23 protein-coding genes are annotated in these 24871 nt (G+C 60.7%); 18 read left to right on the top strand and 5 right to left on the bottom strand.

Annotated elements, in window-relative coordinates; translation table 11 throughout:
• The first annotated feature begins 1 nt into the window (after position 1).
• Genes rnr through rlmB form a run of 3 tightly spaced genes read left to right on the top strand, consistent with a single transcriptional unit; the run spans position 2 to position 3554 of the window.
• Complete coding sequence (gene rnr / locus Q8L89_00280; GenBank protein MDP1707506.1) at positions 2–2272, top strand: ribonuclease R; 2271 nt, start codon at positions 2–4, stop codon at positions 2270–2272.
• 42 nt (positions 2273–2314) lie between these two features.
• Positions 2315–2782: a hypothetical protein gene (locus Q8L89_00285; protein MDP1707507.1), complete on the top strand. Its 468-nt coding sequence runs from the start codon at positions 2315–2317 to the stop codon at positions 2780–2782.
• 19 nt (positions 2783–2801) lie between these two features.
• Positions 2802–3554: a 23S rRNA (guanosine(2251)-2'-O)-methyltransferase RlmB gene (rlmB, locus tag Q8L89_00290; GenBank protein ID MDP1707508.1), complete on the top strand. Its 753-nt coding sequence runs from the start codon at positions 2802–2804 to the stop codon at positions 3552–3554.
• A 524-nt stretch (positions 3555–4078) separates the two neighbouring features.
• On the opposite strand, the gene Q8L89_00295 is transcribed toward rlmB, so the two are convergent.
• Entirely contained in the window at positions 4079–5107 is a 1029-nt protein-coding gene (locus Q8L89_00295) for a sodium:calcium antiporter (GenBank protein ID MDP1707509.1), read from the bottom strand.
• Positions 5108–5213: 106 nt separating this feature from the next.
• Here Q8L89_00295 and Q8L89_00300 point away from each other — a divergent pair, with 106 nt between their 5' ends.
• From Q8L89_00300 to radA, 8 genes are all read left to right on the top strand, one after another.
• Entirely contained in the window at positions 5214–5726 is a 513-nt protein-coding gene (locus tag Q8L89_00300) for a TIGR00645 family protein (GenBank protein ID MDP1707510.1), read from the top strand.
• A gap of 172 nt (positions 5727–5898) precedes the next feature.
• Positions 5899–6354: a 30S ribosomal protein S6 gene (gene rpsF, locus Q8L89_00305; GenBank protein MDP1707511.1), complete on the top strand. Its 456-nt coding sequence runs from the start codon at positions 5899–5901 to the stop codon at positions 6352–6354.
• Positions 6355–6380: 26 nt separating this feature from the next.
• Complete coding sequence (gene rpsR, locus Q8L89_00310; GenBank protein MDP1707512.1) at positions 6381–6611, top strand: 30S ribosomal protein S18; 231 nt, start codon at positions 6381–6383, stop codon at positions 6609–6611.
• Positions 6612–6650: 39 nt separating this feature from the next.
• Positions 6651–7583, top strand: coding sequence for a DUF2232 domain-containing protein (locus Q8L89_00315; protein ID MDP1707513.1), 933 nt, complete (start codon positions 6651–6653; stop codon positions 7581–7583).
• A gap of 49 nt (positions 7584–7632) precedes the next feature.
• Complete coding sequence (gene rplI / locus Q8L89_00320) at positions 7633–8085, top strand: 50S ribosomal protein L9 (GenBank protein ID MDP1707514.1); 453 nt, start codon at positions 7633–7635, stop codon at positions 8083–8085.
• 68 nt (positions 8086–8153) lie between these two features.
• A complete protein-coding gene (gene dnaB, locus Q8L89_00325; protein MDP1707515.1) occupies positions 8154–9560 on the top strand; it encodes a replicative DNA helicase in 1407 nt (468 codons plus the stop codon).
• Positions 9557–10633 carry an alanine racemase gene (alr, locus tag Q8L89_00330; protein ID MDP1707516.1) on the top strand — a complete coding sequence of 359 codons (1077 nt, stop codon included), beginning with the start codon at positions 9557–9559 and terminating at the stop codon, positions 10631–10633. The genes dnaB and alr overlap by 4 nt, the downstream gene beginning before the upstream one ends.
• A gap of 130 nt (positions 10634–10763) precedes the next feature.
• Positions 10764–12122, top strand: coding sequence for a DNA repair protein RadA (gene radA, locus Q8L89_00335; protein ID MDP1707517.1), 1359 nt, complete (start codon positions 10764–10766; stop codon positions 12120–12122).
• Positions 12123–12128: 6 nt separating this feature from the next.
• On the opposite strand, the gene Q8L89_00340 is transcribed toward radA, so the two are convergent.
• A complete protein-coding gene (locus Q8L89_00340) occupies positions 12129–12494 on the bottom strand; it encodes a PilZ domain-containing protein (GenBank protein MDP1707518.1) in 366 nt (121 codons plus the stop codon).
• 664 nt (positions 12495–13158) lie between these two features.
• Between Q8L89_00340 and Q8L89_00345 the strand changes: the two genes are divergently transcribed.
• The 3 genes from Q8L89_00345 to Q8L89_00355 are packed head-to-tail and all read left to right on the top strand — an operon-like array spanning position 13159 to position 14530.
• Positions 13159–13749, top strand: coding sequence for an RNA polymerase sigma factor (locus Q8L89_00345; protein ID MDP1707519.1), 591 nt, complete (start codon positions 13159–13161; stop codon positions 13747–13749).
• A complete protein-coding gene (locus Q8L89_00350; GenBank protein ID MDP1707520.1) occupies positions 13746–14135 on the top strand; it encodes a hypothetical protein in 390 nt (129 codons plus the stop codon). The genes Q8L89_00345 and Q8L89_00350 overlap by 4 nt, the downstream gene beginning before the upstream one ends.
• A complete protein-coding gene (locus Q8L89_00355; GenBank protein ID MDP1707521.1) occupies positions 14132–14530 on the top strand; it encodes a DUF3106 domain-containing protein in 399 nt (132 codons plus the stop codon). Before Q8L89_00350 ends, Q8L89_00355 begins: the two co-directional genes overlap by 4 nt.
• A gap of 26 nt (positions 14531–14556) precedes the next feature.
• On the opposite strand, the gene Q8L89_00360 is transcribed toward Q8L89_00355, so the two are convergent.
• The 3 genes from Q8L89_00360 to Q8L89_00370 all read right to left on the bottom strand — a co-directional run bounded on the left by Q8L89_00360 (position 14557) and on the right by Q8L89_00370 (position 21296).
• Positions 14557–17922, bottom strand: coding sequence for a UvrD-helicase domain-containing protein (locus Q8L89_00360; GenBank protein MDP1707522.1), 3366 nt, complete (start codon positions 17920–17922; stop codon positions 14557–14559).
• Positions 17919–20855, bottom strand: a complete 2937-nt coding sequence (locus Q8L89_00365; protein ID MDP1707523.1) for a PD-(D/E)XK nuclease family protein — start codon at positions 20853–20855, stop codon at positions 17919–17921. The genes Q8L89_00360 and Q8L89_00365 overlap by 4 nt, the downstream gene beginning before the upstream one ends.
• 117 nt (positions 20856–20972) lie before the next feature.
• Positions 20973–21296: a ferredoxin family protein gene (locus Q8L89_00370; protein ID MDP1707524.1), complete on the bottom strand. Its 324-nt coding sequence runs from the start codon at positions 21294–21296 to the stop codon at positions 20973–20975.
• Between the two features lie 141 nt (positions 21297–21437).
• Between Q8L89_00370 and Q8L89_00375 the strand changes: the two genes are divergently transcribed.
• From Q8L89_00375 to Q8L89_00390, 4 genes are read left to right on the top strand one after another with little or no spacing between them, the layout of a single operon-like run.
• A complete protein-coding gene (locus tag Q8L89_00375; protein ID MDP1707525.1) occupies positions 21438–22283 on the top strand; it encodes a PHP domain-containing protein in 846 nt (281 codons plus the stop codon).
• A gap of 24 nt (positions 22284–22307) precedes the next feature.
• Positions 22308–22931: an L-threonylcarbamoyladenylate synthase gene (locus tag Q8L89_00380; protein MDP1707526.1), complete on the top strand. Its 624-nt coding sequence runs from the start codon at positions 22308–22310 to the stop codon at positions 22929–22931.
• A 53-nt stretch (positions 22932–22984) separates the two neighbouring features.
• Positions 22985–23641 (top strand): site-2 protease family protein, encoded by a 657-nt coding sequence (locus tag Q8L89_00385; GenBank protein MDP1707527.1) that lies wholly within the window; start codon positions 22985–22987, stop codon positions 23639–23641.
• A 12-nt stretch (positions 23642–23653) separates the two neighbouring features.
• On the top strand, positions 23654–24871 hold the full coding sequence (locus Q8L89_00390; protein MDP1707528.1) for a tryptophan--tRNA ligase: 1218 nt from the start codon (positions 23654–23656) through the stop codon (positions 24869–24871).

Below are 24871 nucleotides of genomic sequence, written 5' to 3' on the forward strand. Positions count from 1 at the left end.
AATGAAGAAGAAACAGTCCACTACCAGAAACAGACATGACCCGCACGCCGGGCGTGAGGCGTCCAAGTACGACCACCCCATCGCCAGCCGTGAATACATCATGCAGCGCCTTGCCGAGCAGGGTGTGCCGCTGACCCAGGCGCAAATCGCCGCTGACCTGAAAATCAGTGACGAACAGGGCCTTGAGGCCTTGCGCCGCCGCCTCAAGGCGATGGAGCGTGACGGCCAGTTGATCTGCAACCGGCGCGGTGACTATGGGCTGGTGCAGAAGATGGATCTGGTGCGTGGCCGTGTCATCGGTCACCCGGATGGGTTTGGCTTTCTGGTGCCGGATGAGGGCGGCGATGACCTATTCCTCTCGGCGCACGAAATGCGCGTACTGGTGCACGGTGACCGGGCCATGGCGCGTGTCTCCGGCATAGATCGCCGCGGCCGGCGCGAGGGTTCCATTGTAGAGGTGCTGGAGCGCAACACCACGCGTGTCGTAGGCCGATTTTACTGCGAGCATGGCATCGGCACCGTGTCGCCCGACAACAAGCGCATCCGCCATGACGTCGTCATCCCCGCCGACCAGCAGGCCGGTGCAGCGCATGGACAGATCGTGATCGCCGAGCTTACGGCGCAGCCGGGCAAGCGTACTCAGGCCGTAGGCAGAATTGTGGAGATACTTGGTGACCACATGGCGCCGGGCATGGAAATCGATGTTGCCATTCGCGCCCATAATCTGCCGCTGGAGTGGCCACTACAGGTGGAGACCGAAGTAGGGCAGCTGGGCGCCGAGGTGCCGGAACCGGCCAAGCGTGGCCGCGAAGATCTGCGTGCTTTGCCACTGGTGACCATCGACGGTGCCGATGCGCGTGATTTCGACGATGCCGTGTTCTGCGAGCGTCAGGGCAAGGGCTGGCGGCTGCTGGTCGCCATTGCCGATGTATCGAGTTATGTGGTGCCGGGCACGGCGCTCGACACCGAGGCGCGGTTGCGCGGCACTTCGGTGTATTTCCCCCAGCGTGTCATCCCCATGCTGCCAGAGGTGCTGTCAAACGGCTTGTGCTCGATCAACCCCAACACCGACCGCCTGTGCATGGTGTGCGAAATGCAGGTGAGCAGTACGGGCAAGGTGGAGCGGCACCGGTTCTTTGAAGGTGTGATGCGCTCGCAGGCACGGCTGACCTACGAAGAAGTAGCGGCAATGGTGGTTGAAGACGACACGGCACTGGGGCAGAAATATGCCACAGTGTTGCCGCACCTGCATGAGCTGTATGCACTCTACAAGGCCTTGCGCCATGCCCGTGATCAACGTGGCGCGGTGGACTTTGAAACCACCGAGACACGGATCATTTTTGGTGCGCAACGCAAGATTGAGAGCATCGTACCGGTGGTGCGCAACGATGCGCACAAACTGATTGAAGAGTGCATGATAGCAGCCAACGTTGCGGCGGCTGAATTCCTGCTGGAGCACGAAATTCCCGCGCTGTATCGCGTGCACGATGGTCCCGGCAGTGAAAAGCTTACCGATCTGCGCGGATTTCTCGCCGAGCTGGGGCTCAGCCTGGGCGGCGGTGACAAGCCTGAGCCCAGGCACTATGCCAAATTGCTGGCCAGTATCCAGCAGCGCGAGGATGTGCACCTGATTCAGACCGTGCTGCTGCGCAGCCTCGCACAGGCGGTATACACACCCGACAACACCGGCCATTTTGGCCTCGCACTGGAAGGCTACACGCATTTCACCTCACCTATCCGCCGCTATCCCGACCTGCTGGTGCACCGCGCCATTCGCCACTGTTTGTCACGCAAGGCTGTGGCGAAGTTTGATTACACCCACGAGGCCATGCAGTCGTTCGGCGAGCATTGTTCAATGACGGAGCGGCGGGCGGATGAGGCGACGCGCGACGCCGTCACCTGGCTCAAATGCGAATACATGGTGGACAAGATTGGCGAAGAGTTCGAAGGCGTCATCACCGGTGTCACGAGCTTTGGCTTGTTTCTCGAGCTGAAGAATATCTATGTCGAGGGCCTGGTGCACGTCACCGCGCTCAGTAACGACTACTACCACTTCGACGCCGGAAAGCATCGCCTGCTGGGCGAGCGTACCAATACCGTGTACCGCCTCGCTGACACATTGCGCGTCAGGGTGGTGCGGGTAAATATGGATGACCGAAAAATCGATTTTGAGCTGGCAGAGACAGTAGTCAAAACTAAAGGCAAAAAGCCGGCACCAGCCCAGGAAAAGAAGCCCAAGTCACGTTCCAAGCGCAGGCGTACGCGACACTAAAGCGTATGCCGTCGCTGCCGAGCCCTGCATGAGGTGATTGCCATGGCACACACCCTAACAACTCCTGTTCACGGTCAGCTTCTGGTCGGCCTCGCGCTGGCGGTGCTGTTAACTGCCGGTTGTGCCTCAACTGCCAGACTTTATCCCGGTCCGGAGCTGGCGCCCGATCAGATCGCTGTTATCGAGGCCGACCCGATGATACCCGGCATCACCGCGCGCGGCGCGCTCTTCGGCAGCGTGGACGGAGTACATGTGAGCGGCACAGTGTTACGCATAGAGGTATTGCCCGGCGCGCATACCGTGGAGGTACAGTGCAGTTTTCGCGTCAAATCCATGCTGTTCGACCCGGATTACGACACGCTGACGCCAAGCACGCGTCGCTCCATTGTGCTACAGGCTCGCGCTCCGCTTGCAGTGGAAGTAGAGGCGGGCCATACCTATCGGCTCGCTGGCGAACTCACGCGTGAGCGGGGATGCACACCGCTGCTGCAAGACATCACTGCGCGCTAGAGCCACATCGCTTACCTTTATGGCTCATAACCCAATCCATCTTGTTCATGGTCTGCATGCTGTGCAGGCCGCACTGTGCCGTAATGCCGCAGCAGTCACCGGCGTATGGGTGGACGACTCACGTCGTGATGCGCGCATGCAGGAAATATTAACTCTGGCACAGCAGGCGAAAGTCACCGTGCATACCATTACGCGTCAGCAACTGGATGCGATGGCCGCAGGCGCGCCCCATCAAGGGGTGGTGGCGCAATGCGCACCGGCCAAGGCACACACCGAGGATGATCTCGACAGCCTGCTCACTACGCTGAGCGTACCACCTTTTTTGCTGGTGCTGGATGGCGTGCAAGACCCGCACAACCTCGGCGCCTGCCTGCGTAGCGCCGATGCCGCAGGCGTACACGCGGTGGTTGCCCCGCGCGACAAAAGTGTCAGCCTCACGCCCACCGTGCGCAAGGTGGCGAGCGGTGCAGCCGAGTCGGTGCCGTTTATTCAGGTTACCAATCTTGCCCGCACCCTGCGCATGTTGCGCGATGCTGGGGTGTGGTTGATCGGCGCCGACGGCACGGCGGACGCCAGCCTCTACGATGCAGATTTAAAAGGCCCGCTGGCGCTGGTGATGGGGGGCGAGGGCAAAGGCCTGCGCCGCCTTACGCGCGAGCACTGCGATGTGCTGATCCGCATCCCCATGCACGGCAGCGTGGAGAGCCTCAACGTCTCCGTAGCCACCGGCATTTGCTTGTACGAAGCCGTGAGGCAGCGTGCGAAAGGGTGATGAAATGGATGGCTGTAGAGGGCGATGACGTGTTTGGCTTCACAAGCCCAGCTTAACCTGCCGAGTTTGCGCAATCAATGTGCGCAATCAAGGAAATAAATCAAGAAATCAATGGGGTCAAGAAATCAATCAGAAATCAATGGGGTCAGATTCGATGAATCAATGGTGAATCAATGGAATCAATGGGGTCACACAGAATCAATGGGGTCACACAAATCAATCAAATCAATGGGGTCAGACTCTACAGAATCAATGGGGTCAGACTCGATTGATTCTTGATTAAACACCTCGTACAGTGTCCATTGATATAAACTTCGAGGCCGCCAATGGTGCGCTTACCCAGATTTGTGATTCCCGGCCAGCCGCAACACGTCATCCTGCGTGGCAACAATCGTACTGAAATCTTCGGTGCCGAGGCAGATTACCGCTTCTACCTTGAAAAATTACAGTTAGCTTGCGACAAACACGGCTGTGATGTTCATGCAGAATCAATCGAGTCTGACCCCATTGATTCGCAGTGGTAGTTAGCTTGCCACAGGGCCGGACGGGCTGATGCTCAGCACTACCGCGATATAGCTTACGTATAAAACCCCATTCACGGCCACGTGCCAGACACGCAGCTGGCCGCGCTGGAGCATGAGGCGTATCCAGAGGGCGGCCGCCAGCGTCACGAAGACGCCTAGCACGACATCAAGACGCGGGCCCCACGGGGTGAGCATGATGCCAATGGCGGGCAGCAGGGTGCCCTGAAACACCATGGCGCCGGTGATGTTGCCGAAGGCGAGGGTGTCCTTGCGTTTGCGTATCCACAATATGCTGTTGACCTTTTCCGGCAGCTCGGTGGCGACGGGGATGATCAACATGGACAGCAGCAAGGCCGAAATGCCGATAATCGGCGCGACCTCCTCAATGCCATGGATGAAGCCCTTGGCGCCCAGTATCAGCAGCGCCAGGCCCAGCACCAGCTGCAGATAAATCACCGGGAAGTTGAGTGGCAGCCCCAGACGGCACAGCAGCATGGCGCCCTGGGCCGCTGTGGCGTGGCCGTCCTGCACCAGCTTGCTTGAGGCGCGCAGGGTGAGCAGGATGTAGACAAAATACACCAGCACCAAGCCGAACCCGATGGCAATGCGGACGATGTCGAACTCGCGCGGGATGAACAGGGCGACGGCGGCGAGTGAAAAGGCCAGCAGAAAGAAGTTGAGGTCGCGTGTGAGGCCGGTTTTTTCCGGCGTGAAGTGGCCGTTTATCCCGCGGGTTTTCACGGTGACGACCAGCAGCAGGAACAGGGTGAGGGTGGAGAGCATGAGCGGCGCGCCGAGGATGGCACCCACGCCGATTTCATGGTTGAGCTCCATGTTGTCCGTGCCCGCGAAAATGGCGAGTATCGGCACCATGGTTTCCGGCAGGGCGGTGCCCACGGCGGCGAACAGCGAGCCCACCACCCCTTCGGATATCTTCAGCCGCTCGCCCAAGTGTTCCAGCGCATTACAAAAGACTTCCGCCGCTACCAGTATCAGCAGCAACATGAAAACCAGGGTGACAAAGATCATGGGTGGGTGCCTGTGCCGGGGTGTGTTCGATGGGGTGGCTGTGATGCATTGCGATTGTGGTAGTATACACGCGTTTTTTAACGTTAATTCAAGGATAGCAACAGCCGTGAACAAGGGCACTGATCTTCTGGGCAAATTCATATTTTCCAGCCGCTGGTTGCAGGCACCGCTGTATGTCGGCCTGATCATCGCGCAGGGCGTCTATGTCTATCGCTTCATGGTGGAGCTGTTCCATCTGGTTACCTCCGTGCCCAGCCTCACGGAGAACATGATCATGCTCATGGTGCTGGGGCTGATCGATGTGGTGATGATCGCCAACCTGCTGATCATGGTGATTATCGGCGGCTATGAGATATTTGTGTCGCGGCTCGCCCTGCAGGTGCACCCCGACCGGCCGGACTGGCTGGAGCACGTCAGCGCCGGCTCCATCAAGGTAAAGGTGTCCATGGCCCTGATCGGCATCTCCTCGATTCATCTGCTGAAGAGCTTTATCAACGCCGAGCAGATCGCCGAGAGCGTGCTGATGTGGCAGGTGATTATACATGTGACGTTCCTGATTTCCGCCATTGCGCTGGCCTATACTGACCGCCTGATCAGCCAGCCGGTACACGCGAAGTAGCACCCCGACGCGACGTGACAGGCATGCAGGACAGGGGCCTGTTGTGCCCTGTATGCAGGGGTTTTGATTGCAAAGTGATCTGTTTCCGCCTTAAAATAGCCAGCTTTACCCAACCACACTCCTTGCCTCACCGCCCTATGCGGGAGGCTACTGAGCCCTGAGGAGCATTGCATTGAGACACTATGAAATCGTGTTTCTGGTCCACCCTGACCAGAGCGAGCAGGTTGCCGGCATGATTGAGCGCTATCGCGCGCTCATCGAGTCCAAGGACGGCAAGATTCACCGTCTGGAAGACTGGGGTCGGCGCCAGCTGGCATACCCCATCCACAAGATACACAAGGCACACTACGTGCTGATGAATGTCGAGTGCAACCAGGAGGTTCTGGACGAACTCACCAGCGCGTTCCGCTTTAACGATGCCGTGATCCGCAACCTGGTGATTGTGCGCGATGAGGCCATCACCGAGCCGTCACCGCTGATCAAGTCCAAGGACGAGCGGGAAGAGAGCATGCGCCGTAGCGGCAGCGATGATGCAGTTGAAGACGCTCCCGCCAGCGAAGAATCAACCGAAGATGAGCCCGCCGGTGACGAGGAAGAAGCGACAGCCGCCCCCTCGAACGCTGCTTAGGCCGACATTGCTGAGAGGATATAACCATGTCACGCTTTTTTCGCCGCAGAAAGTTTTGCCGTTTTACCGCCGAGAATGTCAAGGAAATCGACTACAAGGATCTCGCCGTGCTCAAGAATTACCTGAGCGAGAACGGCAAGATCGTGCCGAGTCGCATTACCGGCACCAGGGCGCGCTACCAGCGCCAGCTCTCCACCGCCATCAAGCGCGCCCGCTTGCTGGCCTTGATTCCCTATTGCGACTCACATCACCCCTGAGCTGCCGCCGCGACGGTTGAATTCCGGCGCCAGGCTGCCATGAAAGCGTTGGTTGCCTATATCATGCGCGGACGCATGCAGGCCGGCGGCGTAGTGGCGGTCTGTGCCGGGTTTTCGCTGCTGTTGCCGCCGATTACCGGGCCACTGGCCTGGCTCAGCGCGGCCGGCGTAGGTCTGGTGACGTTGCGCATAGGCGCGCGGCAGGGTGTCGTCGTTATGGCAGGCGCGGGCGCGGCCCTGGCCCTGCTGGGTATGCTGTTATCAGGCAGCCCCCTGCTGGGTCTGGTGTTTGCGCTGGTGCTTTGGCTGCCGGTGTGGGGCCTGGCGCTGGTGCTGGCGAGCACCGGCTCGCTGGCATGGGTGCTGGGTGGTGCAGCCCTGCTGGGTGTGCTGTTTGTCAGCGGTGTGCATCTCTGGGTGGAGAATCCGGCCGAGGCCTGGCGCGCGGCCCTGGAGATCAGCCTGAGGCCTGCCCTGGAACAGCTTGCGGCACTGCCTGAGCCGGCGCAAATGGAGCGACTGCTGGATGAAATGGCGCAGGCCATGACGGGACTGCTGACGATTTCGCTGATGTTGTCCGTGACCGTGAGCCTGCTCGTGGCACGCTGGTGGCAGGGCCTGTTGTATAATGCAGGCGGTTTCCAGCGCGAGTTTCATGGCTTGCGCCTTGCGCGCGCATGTGTGTTGCCGGTGCTGCTGTTGCTGGGGATGGCCCTGCTGGCAGAGGGAGGGATGCGCCAGTGGTTGCTGGAAGTGCTGGCGGTACTGGTTGTCGTGTATATGATTCAGGGGCTGGCCTTTGCGCACCGGCTTGTGGCCCAGCGCAACGCCCATACGGCGTGGCTGGCAGCCTTGTATGGTTTGCTGGTGCTGATGCTCCCGCAGATGGTGGTGTTGCTGGCACTTGTCGGGCTGTTGTACAGTGCCGGGCTGGCGGGCAATGGTTCCAATGACCGGCCCACCCCGGTGTGACGGTGCCCGCAGACGGCAAGCGGATTTTTATATTTTCAAGAGGTGATTCATGGACGTAATTTTGCTGGAAAAGGTACATAATCTGGGCGCGCTGGGTGACCGCGTGCGTGTCAGGGCGGGTTATGGCCGCAACTATCTGATTCCGCGCGGCAAGGCCGCACCTGCCACGGAAACCAACATCGTAAAATTCGAGGCACGCCGCGCCGAGCTGGAAAAGGCGGAGGCAGAGACCCTCGCGCAGGCCCAGGCACGCGCTGCGGCGTTGACCACCTTGGGGGGGGTGTCCCTCGCCCGCAAAGGCGGCGACGAAGGCAAGCTCTACGGCTCGGTAGGTACTCCGGACATCGCCGAGGCCCTGACCGAGGCCGGCGTGGCGGTCGAAAAGCACGAGGTGCGGCTGTCGAATGGGGTGCTGCGTGAGGCAGGCGAGCATGAGGTGCTGATTCACTTGCACCCGGATATAAACGTTGCGGTAAAAATCACCATCGTCGCGGAGGCCTGAACACTCCGCAGTAGACCACGACGGCAGGGATGCCGTCGGGTTCCCATGTTTTTGAGTGGTGTCAGCACATGCATGAGCTAGCCTATCCATTTGCGACAGGAAATGTGCCGGATCCGGAGACTGCCGCCCTCAGGGTTCCCCCACACTCCATTGAAGCCGAGCAGGCGGTGCTCGGTGGCCTCATGCTCGATAACAGCGCATGGGATCTTATTGTCGACCGCATCGTAGAGGAAGATTTCTACCGCAACGCACACCGCCTGATATTCCGCACCCTGCACGATCTGGCGTCACGCAGCCAGCCCTTCGATGTCGTTACACTGTCCGAATCGCTGGGCGGTATCAACGAGCTCGATAATGCAGGCGGTCTGGCCTACCTCGCCCAGCTTGCCAAAAATACCCCCAGCGCCGCCAATATTCGCGCCTACACCGACATCGTGCGCGAGCGTTCGGTGCAGCGCCAGTTGATCCGCGTCGCCAACGAGATCGGTAGCAGCGCCTTCAGCCTCGACGGGCGCAGTGTTGCGCAGATGCTCGACGATGCCGAGCAGCGTGTGTTCCAGATCGCCGAACAGAGTACGCGCGGGCGCCGCAACTTCGTGCCCATGAAGGAACTGATGGGTCTGGTGATGGACCGGATAGACCTGCTGGCGCAGCAGGACAATCCCATCATCGGTATCTCGAGTGGCTTCAATGAACTCGACAAAATGACGGCCGGGCTGCAACCGTCCGATCTCATCATCGTCGCAGGCCGGCCGTCCATGGGCAAGACCAGCTTTGCCATGAACATCGCCGAGCATGCGGCGATCAAGTACGCCGTGCCCTCGGTAATCTTCAGTATGGAAATGTCGGCCGAACAACTGGCCTTGCGCATGCTGTCATCCCTGAGTCGCCTCGACCACAACAAGGTGCGCACCGGCAAGCTCGAAGACGATGACTGGCCGCGGCTCAGTTCCACCGTGGGCATACTGGGCGAGGCGCCGCTGTATATCGACGACACCCCGTCGCTGACGCCGATGGACCTGCGGGCACGGGCGCGCCGACTCAAGCGCGAGCGCGGGCTGGGTCTGATTGTGGTCGACTACCTGCAGTTGATGCAGGTACCCGGCACGAAAGAGACGCGGGCCAATGAAATATCAGAAATATCGAGGTCACTCAAGGCATTAGCTAAGGAACTTAATGTTCCAGTGATCGCCCTGTCGCAGCTCAACCGTAACCTGGAGAGCCGCACCGACAAGCGGCCGGTGATGTCCGATCTGCGTGAGTCGGGTGGTATCGAACAGGACGCCGATCTCATCATGATGATCTACCGCGACGAGGTCTACAACGAGACCAGTCCGGACAAGGGCACGGCCGAGATCAACATCGTCAAGCAGCGTAATGGCCCCATCGGAGGTCTGCGGCTGACCTTCCTCGGTCAGTACACGCGGTTTGAAAACTTCATCCCCAGCGTCTATTCCAACGAGGGTTATGCATGACGCGCCCGGCGCAGGCGCTGATCGACATCCAGGCCCTGCAACATAACCTCCGCTGTGTAAAAAACGCCGCCCCGCAAAGCCGGGTCATGGCCATCATCAAGGCCGACGCCTATGGCCACGGCATCGTACGTGCGGCCCGCGCCCTGGCCGCCGCCGACGGTTTTGGTGTGGCGAGCATCGACGAGGCCATCGTGCTGCGCGAGGCGGGCGTCACACATCCGGTTACCCTGCTTGAGGGTGTGTTTGAGGCCTCTGAACTCACGCTGGTCAGGCAGCATGGCTTGAGCATGGTGGTGCACCATGCCGCCCAGATCGACATGCTCGAGGCGACGACGACGGGTGCCCCCATCCCGGTATGGCTCAAGATTGACAGCGGCATGCACCGCCTCGGTTTTGCGCCGACACAGGTGCAACCGGCCTGGCAACGCCTGTCGGCGTGCGCTGCGGTCAGGCAACCCAGCGGCCTGCTGACGCACTTTGCATGTGCCGACGAGCGCGATAATAGCGCCACACAACGGCAACAGGAGTGCTTCGGGCAGGCCACTGCCGGCTGGTCCGGGGAGCGCTCCAGCGCCAACTCCGCAGCGATACTCGCCTGGCCGCAGACCCATGGTGACTGGGTGCGTCCCGGCATCATGCTCTACGGCGTATCGCCATTTGCCGGCGAACGGGCACAGGCGCACGGCCTGCAAGCTGTCATGACCCTGCGTTCCTCCTTGATTGCAGTGCATCAGTTGCAGCGCGGTGATGCCATCGGCTATGGCGCCAGCTATGTGTGTCCGCAGGCCATGCCGGTGGGCGTGGTGGCAATCGGGTATGGCGACGGTTATCCGCGCCACGCGCAGACGGGCACGCCGGTACTGGTCAACGGCCAGCGCGTACCATTGATAGGGCGGGTTTCGATGGACATGATCAGCGTGGATTTGAGTGAGTTGCGCGATGTGCGTGTCGGCGACCCGGTGGTGTTGTGGGGCGCGGGCCTGCCGGTGGAAGAAATAGCCGAGCACGCCGCCACGCTGGCCTATGAATTGTTGTGCGGTGTGGCGCGCCGTGTGCGCTGCATAGAGGTTTAAAAATGCGTCTTTTGCTCCAATACGGTGCTGTACAAGGACGTACGAATGTCGCGAGCGGAGGACGCGCAGGAAGCGACCGTTGCAGCTTGTCTTTCAGAAAAATCCATCATTTTTAGAGGCAGCACTCTCCGTGGCCAGAGATAAGTTGTTCTACACCTGTAGCCAGTGCGGTGCGCAGGCGCCGAAATGGGCAGGGCAGTGCGCCGACTGCGGTGCCTGGAACAGCCTGGAAGAGGCGCTGGCAAGCCCGGCCACACCCCGTGCTGCGCGTTTTGCCGATTATGCGCCGGCCAGTGTGCAGGACATGCAGGAAATTGCGGCGGGCAGCGAGGTACGGCAGTCGAGCGGGCTGGCCGAACTCGACCGGGTACTGGGCGGCGGGGTGGTCGAGGGTTCGGTGATACTGATTGGCGGCGATCCGGGCATTGGCAAATCCACCTTGCTGCTGCAGTGCATGGCGGCATTGAGCGCGCGCCAGCCGGTTCTGTATGTCACGGGTGAGGAATCCTTGCAACAGGTGAGCATGCGTGCGCAGCGACTGGGATTATCCGTTGCTGAGCTGCGGCTGCTCACCGAAACCAATGTGGAGCGTATTATTTCCAGTGCCGGGCGTGAGCGGCCGCGGGTGCTGGTGATCGATTCAATTCAAACCGTGTATACCGAGGCGCTGCAATCCGCGCCCGGCGCGGTGGCGCAGGTGCGCGAGAGCGCGGCGCAACTGGTGCGTTATGCCAAGCACACCGGTACGGCGTTGTTTCTGGTCGGGCATGTGACCAAGGAGGGCACGCTCGCCGGCCCGCGCGTGCTGGAGCACATGGTCGATACGGTGCTGTATTTCGAGGGCGACGGTGCGAGCAGTTACCGGGTTATCCGGGCGGTAAAAAACCGCTTTGGTGCGGTAAACGAGATCGGCATGTTCGCGATGACCGAGAAGGGCTTGCGCGAGGTGAGCAATCCGTCCGCGATTCTGCTCTCACGCCATGCCGAGCCGGTGCCGGGCAGCGTGGTCACGGTGACGCGCGAGGGCAATCGCCCGCTGCTGGTGGAGGTGCAGGCGCTGGTGGACGAATGTCACGGCGCCAACCCGCGCCGGGTGACGCTGGGGCTGGACCAGAACCGGCTGGCCATGTTGCTTGCGGTGCTGCACCGTCATGGCGGCATTGCCATGTACGATCAGGATGTGTTCGTGAATGTGGTGGGTGGCGTGCGTGTCACCGAGACCGGCGCCGACCTCGCCGTGGTGTTGGCGGCACTCTCCAGTCTGCGCAGCCGGCCATTGCCGCGCGACCTGGTGGTGTTCGGCGAGTTGGGGTTGGCAGGTGAGGTGCGGCCGGTGCAAAGTGGCGAGGCGCGTTTGCGCGAGGCGGTGAAGCACGGCTTCAAGCAGGCCGTTATCCCCGTCGCCAACGCGCCCAAGGGTGGGCTCAGGGGCATGGAGATCCATGCGGTGGAGCGTTTAACGGAAGCGCTGGAGGTGTTGCGCGGTTAGTGCGGGTTAACCGAGGGAGGAAAGCTCGCGGTTGAGCTGTGCTGTGTCGCCGAGATTAAGCTCGACGAGGCGTCTCAGGTGCGCAATGCTGTCGAGGTCAATGTGATCGCAACGCAACCCGATGTGCCCATTTTCCATATGGGCCACGGTTCCCTGCATGCGAATGACGATATCGCCGTCCAGCTGCAATTCGGCCAGCAGGTTGTCGCCCAGCGTGCCGGCCCAGTCCTGCGGTTTGCTGAACAAGGCCCCTTTGAGTGAAATGTCGATCAGACCGCTGTCCCAGCGACGCGCCCCCTGTGACAGAGACACCTTGGCGTCAAACTGTATCCGGGTGTAGTGCCGGTGCTCTTCGCTTGCATTGCGTGTCATGGGCTGCGCCCCGAGGGTGATATCCGTTAACCAGGGTTGTTGCCTTATCCTACCATAGCCTTGCCCTGCTGCCGCAACTTTAGCCCCCCGCAGGCCGTCAGGTACGTCATAGAGCCAGTGCCTGCCAAGGGCGTGTCAACCCTGGGCCGAATACTGCGTTAAACCTAATGCTTACCTGACACTCACACAAGGATGCCCGCATGAAAACAAGCATTGCAGTTGCCAGTCTGTTGACCCTGTTCGTAATCAATCCTGTGCTCGCTCATGAAGAGGGCAGGTCGGGCGACAAGTTTGCCCACGGCACACAGGATAGAGCTGACCGCAATCATCATTACAACGGGCGTAGTGCCCAACGGAAAGAGCAGCATGATGAGCATGCAGGACGACACAAGCAATACAGACATAACCACAGCGTCACGACAAATAAGGGCAGGCACGTGTATCAACACAGGAGCCACGCTCGGTGGCATGCCCAGCACTGCCGCCAGCAGCAGTATCGAAGACACGGCGACCGGGAGTGCAGTGTGCGCTGGTCACATCCACACCATGGCCAACATCAGGCCTTCGCTCAGCGGCGCCACGGGCCCCATCTGCACAGGTAGTCGATGCCACGGTTGCCAAGTGGTTGGCATGAACACGCTATAATCACAGACGGAAGGTCACCATGTGGGCTGCAACCAAACTACTGGGCAGTATTTCCGAGTCAAGGGAGCGAGGTACGCTGGACACTCACCAAGCGCTGGACCGGTTTTTAGCCAACATTGAGCGACGTGCCTTTCGCATGGCCCAGCTCGCTACCGGCAATGCCGAAGACGCCCTTGATCTGGTGCAAGAGGCCATGCTCAATCTTGCGCAGCAGTATGGCGATCGCAATGAGCAGGAGTGGGGGCCGTTATTTCACCGCATACTCCAGAGCCGTATACGCGACTGGTATCGACGCAGCAAGGTACGCAATCGCTGGCGCGTCTGGCTGGGTATTGAGGAAGGCGAAGAAGATCCGCTGGACAAGCTGGCCCACCCTGATGCAATCGGCCCTGCGGAACAGGTTGCGGGCGAGCGCGCACGGGGCGCGCTCGATCAGGCCTTGCAAAAACTGCCGATGCGCCAGCAGCAGGCCTTTTTGCTGCGCACTTGGGAAGGCTATAATATTGCCGAAACTGCACATGTAATGGGCTGCTCGGCAGGCAGTGTCAAAACGCATTACTCGCGCGCAGTGCATACTCTGCGCATATTGCTGGAGGACTACCAACCATGAGCACACACGATGAGCAGGACTTTCTGGCGGCTGCACGCGCCCGTCTGGAGGAAAGCGTGAACACGCTGGATGCGCACACGCTGTCGCGCTTGCACAGCGCCCGCAGCCGTGCGCTGGACAGCCTGGAGGCTCAGCCGGCATGGCATGCGCCGCGCTGGTGGTTGCCTGCAGGCGCAATGGCTGCCGCCGCCGCGCTGGTGTTTGTGCTGGGTGGTGAGATGTGGACGACACAGCCGACCGACAGCCTTGTGGTGATAACCCCCGAGATCACGGAGATCGTGGGCTCGGAGGAGAATCTGGAGATTGCGACCGACCTCGACTTTTATCGCTGGCTCGACGAGCAAACACGGGCCGGAGCCTACACTGCAACCATATCTCGCGCATGAGCAAACCCAGATCGCTGGATCACATGCTTGGCACAGTGCTGCTTTCGCTGTTGCTGCTCTGCGCACAGCAGGTCGCTGTAGCCGGCGATGCGGCAATACTGTATCCGGAACAACTGCATTCTTACATGCGCCTGGTTGCAGACAAGCACGGAGGCGAACAGCGCTGGAAAAGCATGACACCGGAGCAGCGCGCCCGTGCACGCGAGCGTTACGAGCATTTCAAGCAACTGTCACCGGAGGAGCAGGCGCGTATCCGTGAACGTTACGAGCACTTCAACCAGTTGCCACCGGAGCAGCAGGAGGAGCTGCGTGAGCAGTGGAATAAAATGTCGCCGGAAGAGCGCCGCAAGGCGCTCAACAAGAAGCGCCGCGAACGCCATAGCCAGGAGGAGTAATCCTTCAGGGGCAGGGCGATACGCAATCAGGGCGCGACCTCAACCAGACCGGCGCAGGCCGTAAACAGCAACACGGGCCGTACCTGCCTTTGTGGCCAGAGGCGCATGGCACCGTGTGCATACAGGCGCATTTGCGCCTGGTAAGGCGCTGCCGCCTGCGCCAAGTGATCTGGCTGCACCGTAGCGCGGGTTTTGTAGTCGACTATCCATACCGTGTCCGGCGTTACGACCAGCCGATCCACCACCCCGGAGATGTGTTGTCCATCTGCCTCGTAATACAGCGGTGTTTCGTTGTATGCGACCTCAATAGTGTTGTCAGCAAACAGGAACTGTAGTGTCGGTGCCTGCAGTACCCGCTGAACCTCATCCCACCAGATGGGCAAGCGCGCGTCGCTGTCGTGCAGCAACAAGTCAGTGGCCAGTTGGCGCAGTACGTGGCCACGCGACACTGCAGCCCCCAGGCTGAGCCGATCCAGCAGGCGGTGGATGGCGGTGCCACGCAACACGGCATCTGCATCGCGCACCTGCTGCAGTGTGGCTGCGTCCCCGGTATGACTGGGGCTCAACCTGGAGGGTCGGATTGCAGGCACTGGCTGTGACAGGCGGCTGTCGATGTCGGGTGGTATGACCACCTCAGTCGGCAATGATGATGCAGGCAAGGGTGCGGGTGGGATGGCGGAGCGTTGCAACCAGCCGGCTAGCAGCGGGTCACCATCCGGTTGCAGGCGTTGGGCAATCATTTCATACCAGCCCAGTGCGCTTCCCTTGCGGGGGGCGCAGCCGGAGATAAACAGGTATTGGCGGGCGCGCGTCAGTGCCACATAGAGTAGATTCATCTCCTCGCGTTGGGCGGCGGCATCCAGCAGCCGTTGAATCTTCCCACCAAGTTGCGTTTCTATCCCGCTTTTGGCGGGCAGGAAAAAATGGCTGGGCCGGTCGGCTTCGGCTGGCCAGTAGATGAGGGGTTGTGAACCGCGTGCAGAAGCGGTGGCTGTGGCGTCGGCGACAAATACCACGGCTGCTTCCAGCCCCTTGGCGGCATGCACGGTGAGGATGCGCACCCGGGCCTCATGGGCGGGTGCCGGCGCTTCGTCGGGCGCTTCCTGAGCACTGTCGCGCAGGGTGTCCAGTCGCGCCCGAAACATCCCCGGGCTGGGATAGCGTCCGCTGTCTACCTCCAGCGCCAGCTCCAGGAAACGGATGAGATTGGCGCACACCCGCGTTTTCAGTCCGGGCGGAAAGGCGGCCTCATAGCGTGCGAGTACATTGCCTTCGGCATAGATGCTGTCCAGCAAGTCGTGCATTGGAACCTGGCCGGCACGTTTGCACCAGCGGCTCAGCCAGCGCTGCGCCCGTGCCAGCGGCGCCCCTGGGGCAAGGCTGCTGGCAAGCGTGGCAAGCCGGTCTATCCAGTAGGGTGTGGAGGTGTCGGTGGCCAGCTGGATAAGGTCGTCATCACTGCACGCAAACAGCGGAGAACGCATTACCTGCGCCAGCGCCAGATTATCATAGGGTGTGATCAGCACATCGAGCAGGGCGATCATGTCCTGCACCTCGAGGGTATCGAGCAGGGTACCGCGGGTGGCGCCGATAAAGGGGATACCGGCAGCGCGCAATGCGCTTTCGTAGGCGGACACATGGGTACGGTTACGTACCAGAATCAGGATGTCGTTATAGTTGATCACCCGCGTGTGGGCACCATCCTGAACCGGCGTGCGGGTTTCCACGAGGTCGCAGATGCGCTGTGCAATCTGCCGGCCTTCCAGTAAATGCTGCTGCTCGCTGGCGGCAGGGCGCGGCTGCTGCAATGGATTGCGCAGACGATGGGTCACGGGTCGTTGCTGTTCTGCGGCCTCCGGGCGTATCAGCGGGAGCAGTTCGATCTGGCCCCAGAGAGTCGTGCGGTGCGTGCTGTGGGGGTGAAAGGCGGGCAGGCGTTGCTCAAATACCTGGTTGAAGAAATCGCACAACACGGGTGCAAAACGCCAGGAAACATCCAGCGGGTAGCTGGGGGCGTTGAGATTTTTCTCCAGCCAGAGCGCGGCGGTCGTGAAGAGTTCGGGGTTGGCGCGCCTGAAACCGTAGATGGATTGCTTGAGATCGCCCACCAGAAATACACTGCGTGCGCGACCGCTCTGGCCGGCAGCCAATTCCTCGAGCAGCGGCAGCAACAGGCGCCACTGGGTTGGATTGGTATCCTGAAATTCATCCACCAGCAGATGGTCGATACGCTGATCCAGCTTGTACTGTACCCACTGGGCATTGTCGGAGTGCTGCAGGAGCTGGCTGGCCTTCCATTCCAGGTCACTGAAGTCGAGCAGGCGCTGCTCGGCCTTGATGCGCTGATAGTGTTGCAGCAGGCGTGCGCCGGCGCTGAACCAGGCCGATGACAGTGCCAGCGTCAGGCGACGCGCCTCCAGTTCCAGCGCCTGCAATGCGAGATCAGACAACTGCCCATGCAATGCGAGCAGGCGTTCCGCACCTGCGCTGCCGAGTTTGTCGCTGAGTGTCCGGGTCAGCTTGCGCGCGCGCGGTGCACCGTCGGCGGTGAGGAATACCCTGCAGACGGCATCAAAATCAGCTACTGCGTTGTTGCCTGACAGCAGCGCATGAATCAGTTCCGCGTCACGCGTGTTGGACGCGTTGGGGTGTTGCAGCAACAGGGTGGCGAATTCATCCAGCTGGGCGAGCGTTTCAGCAACAAAAAAATCTCTTGCCGGTGTGCCCGGGCTATCAACCTGGAGTTGTTGGGCCAGCATCCGTGTGGCATGCGCTGCCGGATCAGGGCTGCCTTCGGTGCAGGCCCACCAGTCACTGCGGTGCTCCAGAAACCGCAGTAGCAGCATTCGTACGGCGTCGGCGCCGCGGGTATGCCGCATGAGGCACTCGAGCGCGTGTGCCAGCGGGCTGTCCGGCAGCTTTGTGGCCTCGCTCAACAAGGCCTCAAGCGCGGCCTGTGACAGCACACCGGCATTTTCGATCAGATCAAAACCAGGTGGGACATCGGCTTCCAGCGGAAACCGGCGCAGCAGCTCCTGGCAAAAGGCATGGAAGGTTGTGATGCGTGGGCTGTGCTCACTTTTGAGCAGGGTTTCGTACGCATCACGAACCCGTTGCCGCTGGATTGCGTCAGCAGTCAACCCCAGCACTGCCAGCGCCGCATCGAGCTCTGCCTGTTCCAGGCAGGCAAGCTCAAGCAGGCGCTGCGAAAGCCGTTCCTGCATTTCAAGTGCCGCCTTGCGGGTGAAGGTGATGGCGAGAATGCCTGCAGGCGGGGTGCCCTCGAGCAGCAAACGGATGAGACGTGCCACCAGCAGCCAGGTTTTGCCGGTGCCGGCCGAGGCCAGTACCACGGCATTGCAGGCGGGTGTGATGGCATTCAGATGATTCATGGTGGCTCGCTCAGCCACATCTGTTTGCGGCACAGCCCCGTCATCGCACAGTAACGGCAGGCCTTCTCATCACCCCACGCGGGCAGCGGTTGCCCGCTACGCAGATCCTGCATGATCTGATGCAGACGCTCGGCAGTGGCCTGGGTCAGTTGATCGAGGGTCGTGCCGCCGAGTTGGGCAGCGGTGGACACTTTTTCATTGCCGATGGCGACGTAGGCAACGTGTGTTACAGGTCGTTCATGCTCCTGCGCCAGCAAGGCATAAAACGGCAGCTGGATCGCCTCACCGCTCTCGATGTCGTTTTGCGACGGCAGTATTGCTCCGGTTTTGTAATCCAGTACAGCGCAACCATCATCACCGTGATCAATCCGGTCGATGCGGCCTTTGATGTCCAGTTCCGGCCAGCTGCGCTGCAATTCAATCTCACAGTCTGCCACCCGCCAGTGTTGTGTACGTTCGGTCTGCCAGTCGAGGTAGTGAGGCAGTGTTGCGAGCCACTGATTGAGCCAGCCCCGGTGCTCGAAGTTGTCCTCCAGATCCTGCGCAAAGACGGCACGACTAATCTCGCCCAGCAATTTTTCGGCGCTGCCGCGGGTGACGGGCGTCAAGGCCTCGCCGAACGGACCGGGCAGGCCGCGCTGGCCGCGATGAAAGGCGCTCAAGATGCGGTGGATGCGTTCGCCGTAATCCGATTTTTCCAGCCGCTCACGCAAGGCCTCGACCGGCTTGAGTCCTAAACAGCGGGCAGCCAGAAACTGGTAAGGGCAGTCAATCATTTGCTGGTACGCATGGGCAGACAGCGTGGCGGGCAGCAGCGTAGCCGGTACCTTGGGTTGCGGGTAACGCAGGGGTACCGGCAGTTCGGCGGTGTCGGCGCAAAATACCTCGCTGCGCCTGTCCTGCAGCATCGCAACCAGCGTGTGATCTTCCAGCGACTGCCGGTAGGCCAGTTGATGAAATGTTTGCAGCAACTCCAGCCAGGGACTGGGCTGCACCGGTTGCCCTTGCTGTTCGCGGCAGACTGTAAGCAACACGGCTGGTGCGCTTTGCAGCAAACGGCGAAAGTGGTGAAAGCGCAGCGTACGGGTGATGTGCGCAGTAGGCAGCGCAAGTTCGTGACGTACTGCACTGTTGAAGTAAGGTGAGGTATCAACTGGCCCAGGCCAGTTGGCGGCATCGACGCCTGCAATCACCAAGGCATCAAAGTGGGCACAGGCCGTCTGTTGCAGTGTGAGTATCTGTACCCGCTCATCACTCACGGTGGGTATAAAGTTGGCGCGCTCCAGCCCTCCCCCCAGCCAGGCCCTGAAATCCGGCCAACGCATGCGCAGCGAGCGGCCGGGCAGTGCCTGGCGCAGGCTGCGCAGTTCGCGCAGCACCGACTGGCCTGCGGCGTCTGTTGCCCAGGCCGCAACAATGCCAAGCCGGTGCAGGCTTTCCTCAACGGCATTCAACAGGTCTTCAGGCCGGTGTGACTTGCCCGTCTGAAACAGCAGCAGAGGTGTGGCGGCGTGCTCAATTCTGTCGAGCAGCCCGGCCACGGCACGTGAAGCTGCTGCAAGGTTGGCCGGCAAGCGTGCCTGACGATAGCCCAGATGTTTGCGGTAGCGCGCGAGATTGCGGCCGATATTTTCATGCTGTACCACATCCTGTTCAAAGCGATAGGTGGCGGCCAACCACTCGACACGCTCCTGGCCGGCGCATACAAAAGGAGACTTGAGTACATCGAGCAGTGGCAGCGCGGCGAAATCTTCCTCCACTGTCTGCAGCCAGCGTTCCAGTACGCTGGCTGCACTGGTGGTGGAGAGGGCCCAGCCGGCGTGGTCCTGTACCGCGACCTCGGCCCGCTCCAGCAATGCCCGTACCCGGCGTGCCAGCCGCCGGTCTTGCGCAACGATGCCGATGCGGCAGACACCAGCCAGCAACCATCGCCGGACTTGCAAGGCGATGGCTTGGGCCTCCTGCTCGGCGTCACCTGCATGCAACAGGCGGAGCCGGTCCTGTGCCGGGCTGACCGGTTGCTGTGCTGCATAGGCCTCCGCCCGGGCCTTGAGTGCGCTGGCCTCGGGATTATAAATACAGTTAATTAATAAGGTTAAATTATCATCATATATATTTGATTTATATTTAATATCTGCATTAATAAGAAAGTCCTTAAGCGGCGCATCGGGGTGGTAGTCCGCGCTGTCGACCGCGTCCCCGGGCAGGCCGTGACACACCCAGGTCAGCCGGCCTTGCCTGACGAGCGCAGTCGCCCATGCGATTTCGGCAGGCATCAGTTCCAGACTGGCCAGCAGATAAAAATGTGTTTCAGCAGCGCTGCCTGCCGCAGACAGGCTTGCACCGAGCGTAGCCAGATAGGCGCTGCTGGCATCGTGCGTCTCTTGCGCATGCAGTTGTTCGTGCCAGGCGTGCCAGAGGGTATGTACCAGCCTCGCCTCGCGGCTGAGCCCGGCGGTGCTCGACGACATGCCGTACGCAGTGAGCAGTTGTTGCGTGAACTGCTCGAGCTCAGCCGGCAGATGCACCGCGTGCAGTGTCAGCTCGTCGAACAGCTGCAGCACGCTGTCGACCAGTCGCCACGGCTGATCATCACCCAGCAAGGTGGGGTGCTGGAGCAAGGCCTCTGCCAGCATAAGCTCGGCGGCATGGCGTGACAGCACGGATGTGTCGGCGGAGTGGCGTTCGGCCCACTGACGCAAGGTCGTGATGCGTGGTCCGAGCAGGGCTGAACATTGGCGCTGGCGGGCGGCGTGCAGCAGGCAGCGACGCAGGCGGGAGGCCTGCAGACACTGCGGCAACAGAATGACCACCTGGCTCAGGTCGGCCGTGTGGCGGTGGATAATGAGTTCGGCAAGAAGCGGTAGCGGATCCTGGTGGTAGGGTACCAGGAGCGGCGAGGGAATCGTTTCGGGAAACGCTGCGCCAGCCATAGCCTTGATGCGCTCGAGTCTGATGCTGGAAACTTAGACTAGCAGCGTACCACAGCTCTTGACTGTGGTGAGTGCGCTGCCAGGCAGCAGGACGACTTCAGCGCGCGCTGTCCATGCTTAACGCTCAAGATGGCTGAGCTTGTCGGGAACGCCGTCCCATTCCTTGGCGTCGGCGGGTGGCTCACCCTTTTCGGTAATTACCGGCCACAGTTTGGCAAGCTCGGCATTGAGTGGAGTGAAATGTTTCTGGTCATCGGGCACGGCATCTTCAGCAAGGATGGCGTTGGCGGGACACTCCGGCTCGCACAGGGTACAGTCGATACATTCGTCCGGGTCAATGACCAGAAAATTGGGCCCCTCGTGAAAGCAATCCACCGGGCACACCTCTATACAATCCATGTATTTGCACTTGATGCAATTTTCTGTGACAACGAAAGTCATACCGGCCGAGCTCCAATCCTGATGTCATGCAAGGTGCCGATTATAACATTTTTTGCGCCGCATCGTAGCCAGGCGGCCTGCCCAAACGAGGCCGGATAGTGCATACTAACGATTACCTTTCCCTCTGATCCGCCAGCGTTAATGAGTCTGCGTTACGACCTGCACTGCCACTCCACTGCCTCCGATGGCACGCTCAGCCCTGTCGAGCTCGTAATGCGTGCCGCACAGCAGGGGGTGGATGTGTTGGCGCTGACGGATCACGATGTCACCGATGGCCTGCACGAGGCGCTGGCTGCCGCCGTCACGGCGGGCATTACGCTGTTGCCCGGCGTCGAGATATCGGTGACATGGCAAGCCAAGACGATCCACATCCTGGGACTGGGTATAGACCCCAGCAATACTGTGTTACAACAAGGGTTGGCGGCCATGCGCAGCTTTCGCGGCTGGCGCGCGGAGGAGATGGGGCGCCGTCTCGAAAAGCGCGGCATCAGGGATGCGTATGCGGGCGCCAGTGCGTATGCCCACGGCACGATCCTGAGCCGCACCCACTTTGCCCGTTATCTGGTGGAGTGCGGACACGCCAAGGATATAGGGCAGGTATTCAAGAAGTTTCTCACGCCAGGCAAGCCGGGCTATGTCGCAGGCGAGTGGGCTACCTTGCCGGAGGCGCTGCACTGGATACACAGCGCTGGCGGGCAGGCCGTGATCGCGCATCCGGCACGCTACAAACTCACCGCCACACGCCTGCGTCAACTGCTGGGCGAATTCAAGCAGCATGGCGGTGCTGCGATTGAGGTTGTGTCGGGCAGTCACAGTCGCAACGACTACTACACCATGGCGAATTACGCCAGGGAGTTTGATCTGCTGGCCTCTGCAGGCTCTGACTACCATGGTCCGGAGCAGTCGTGGCTGGAACTGGGCAAACTGCCACCGCTACCGTCAGGCTGTACGCCGGTCTGGAGTGACTGGCAGAATGCAGCACATTGACCACACCATCCGGGAGACCGCTGCGTGCTGTACTTCCATATTCATCCGCAAAATCCGCAATCGCGCTTGATCAATCAGGTGGTGGCCGCGCTACGGGCGGGCGCGGTGATCGCGTACCCCACCGACTCATGTTACGCACTCGGCTGCCACATCGGCGACAAGACGGCGATGGAGCGCATCCGCCGTATTCGCGCGGTGGACGACAAGCACAATTTCACCCTGGTCTGTCGTGATCTTTCGGAAATTGCCACCTACGCCAAGGTCGATAACGTGGCCTACCGCCTGCTGAAAAAGCTCACGCCGGGCCCGTATACTTTTATCCTGGGTGCGACGCACGAGGTGCCGCGCCGCCTGCAGCACGCAAAGCGCAAGACCATCGGCCTGCGCGTGCCTGACAATGCCATCAGCCAGGCCTTGCTGGAGGCGCTGGGTGAGCCGCTGATGAGTTCTACGCTGATCATGCCGGGCACCGGCTTGCCGCTGAACGATGCCGAAGAGATCCGGGCCGTGCTGGCGCACCAGATAGATGTGGTCATTGATGGCGGTAATTGCGGGCTGGAACTTACCACGGTGGTGGATATGGTGGGTGAGGTACCAGAGATCACGCGCCACGGCAAGGGCGACGTACAGGCGGTCATGGGTGGCTGAGGCGGGTCTGATTCAAATTTCAGGGGCCGCACCAAAGCAGGTATAATCCACAGATGGAAGAATTGAGTCTGATGCAGCGCATTGCCGTGTGGGCGCTGCCGGTGTTGTTTGCCATCACGGTGCATGAAGTCGCCCATGGCTGGGCGGCACGCAAACTCGGTGACCCGACTGCAATGATGCTGGGGCGCCTGACACTCAACCCGATCAAGCACATCGATCCTGTCGGCACCGTCCTGCTGCCCCTGTTGATGCTGGTGTTCAAGCTGCCGTTTATCTTTGGCTGGGCCAAGCCGGTGCCCGTGACCTGGGAAAATCTCAGGCACCCGAAACGCGACATGGCACTGGTAGCCGTGGCGGGGCCGCTCTCCAATCTGCTGATGGCCGTGTTCTGGGCCGGTATAATGAAACTCGGCATCAGTCTCGGATCCATGCCTGGTGACGTGGCGCAGTTCATGATTTATATGGGTGGCGCGGGGATCTTCATCAATGTGATTCTGCTGGTGCTGAACCTGCTGCCGATACCGCCACTCGACGGTGGTCGCGTGCTCTCCGGACTGTTGCCGGGGCCATGGGCATGGCAGCTTAACCGTGTCGAGCCGTATGGCATGATCATACTGGTGTTGTTGCTGGTGAGCGGGCTGCTCAGCAGCATTCTTTACCCCCCGGTGCAGGCCATACAAGGTGCACTTTACTATCTGGCCGGACTCTGAGGAGACTGTTACTTGAGTTCGATACCGACACAACATCAGCGCGTGCTTTCTGGCATGCGCCCAACTGGCCAGCTGCATCTTGGCCATTATCATGGCGTGCTGAAAAACTGGCTGCGGCTGCAGCACGAGTACGAATGCTTTTTCTTTATTGCCGACTGGCACGCACTCACTACACAATACGAAGACCCGTCGATCATCAGCGAAAGTGTGTGGGACATGGTGATCGACTGGCTGGCGGTGGACATCAACCCCGGTGCTGCCAAGCTGTTTATCCAGTCGCGCGTACCCGAGCATGCCGAGCTGCATTTGCTGCTGTCGATGATTACGCCATTAGGCTGGCTGGAGCGTGTGCCGAGTTATAAGGACCAGCAGGAAAAGCTCAAGGAGAAGGATCTTGCCACCTACGGATTTCTCGGTTACCCGCTGTTGCAGAGTGCCGACATACTGATCTACAAGGCCGGGCAGGTGCCAGTGGGGGAGGACCAGGTGGCGCATGTGGAGTTGACGCGCGAAGTGGCGCGCCGCTTCAACCACATGTACGGCCGCGAGCGTGGGTTCGAGGAAAAGGCGGAGGCGGCCATCAAGAAACTGGGGGCCAAGAATGCTGCGCACTACAAGGAACTGCTCAAGCGCTATCAGGAGCAGGGTGACCATTCCGCGATCGAGACCGCGCGCGCCCTGGTCGAGGCACGTCAGAACATCACGCTGGGCGACCGTGAGCGCCTGTTCGGCTACCTCGAGGGCGGTGGGCGCATTATTCTGGTGGAGCCACACGCCTTGCTCACACCCACCTCCAGGATGCCGGGACTGGATGGTCAGAAGATGTCGAAGTCGTACAACAACACCATATCCTTGCGGGAAGAGCCGAAAGTGGTTGAAACCAAGCTGCGCGCCATGCCCACCGATCCTGCCCGCGTGCGCAGAACAGATCCGGGCGACCCAGAGAAGTGCCCGGTATGGTCGCTGCACCAGGTATATTCCAGTGACGAACTCAAGGGTTGGGTGCAGCAGGGTTGTCGCAGTGCAGGCATCGGCTGCCTGGATTGCAAAAAACCCCTGATCGAGGCGATACAGGCGGAGTTGGCGCCGATTCGGGAGCGGGCGCAGGAGTTCGCAGCAAACCCCGGGCTGGTGCGCAGTATCATCGCTGAAGGTTGCGACGCAGCACGCGACGTGGCTCGCAGTACGCTGGATGAAGTACGTCAGGCCATGGGCCTTGTGTATCGCTGA

This window comes from Gammaproteobacteria bacterium (genome assembly GCA_030680605.1).
Taxonomy (GTDB): Bacteria; Pseudomonadota; Gammaproteobacteria; order SURF-13; family SURF-13; genus JAQBXX01.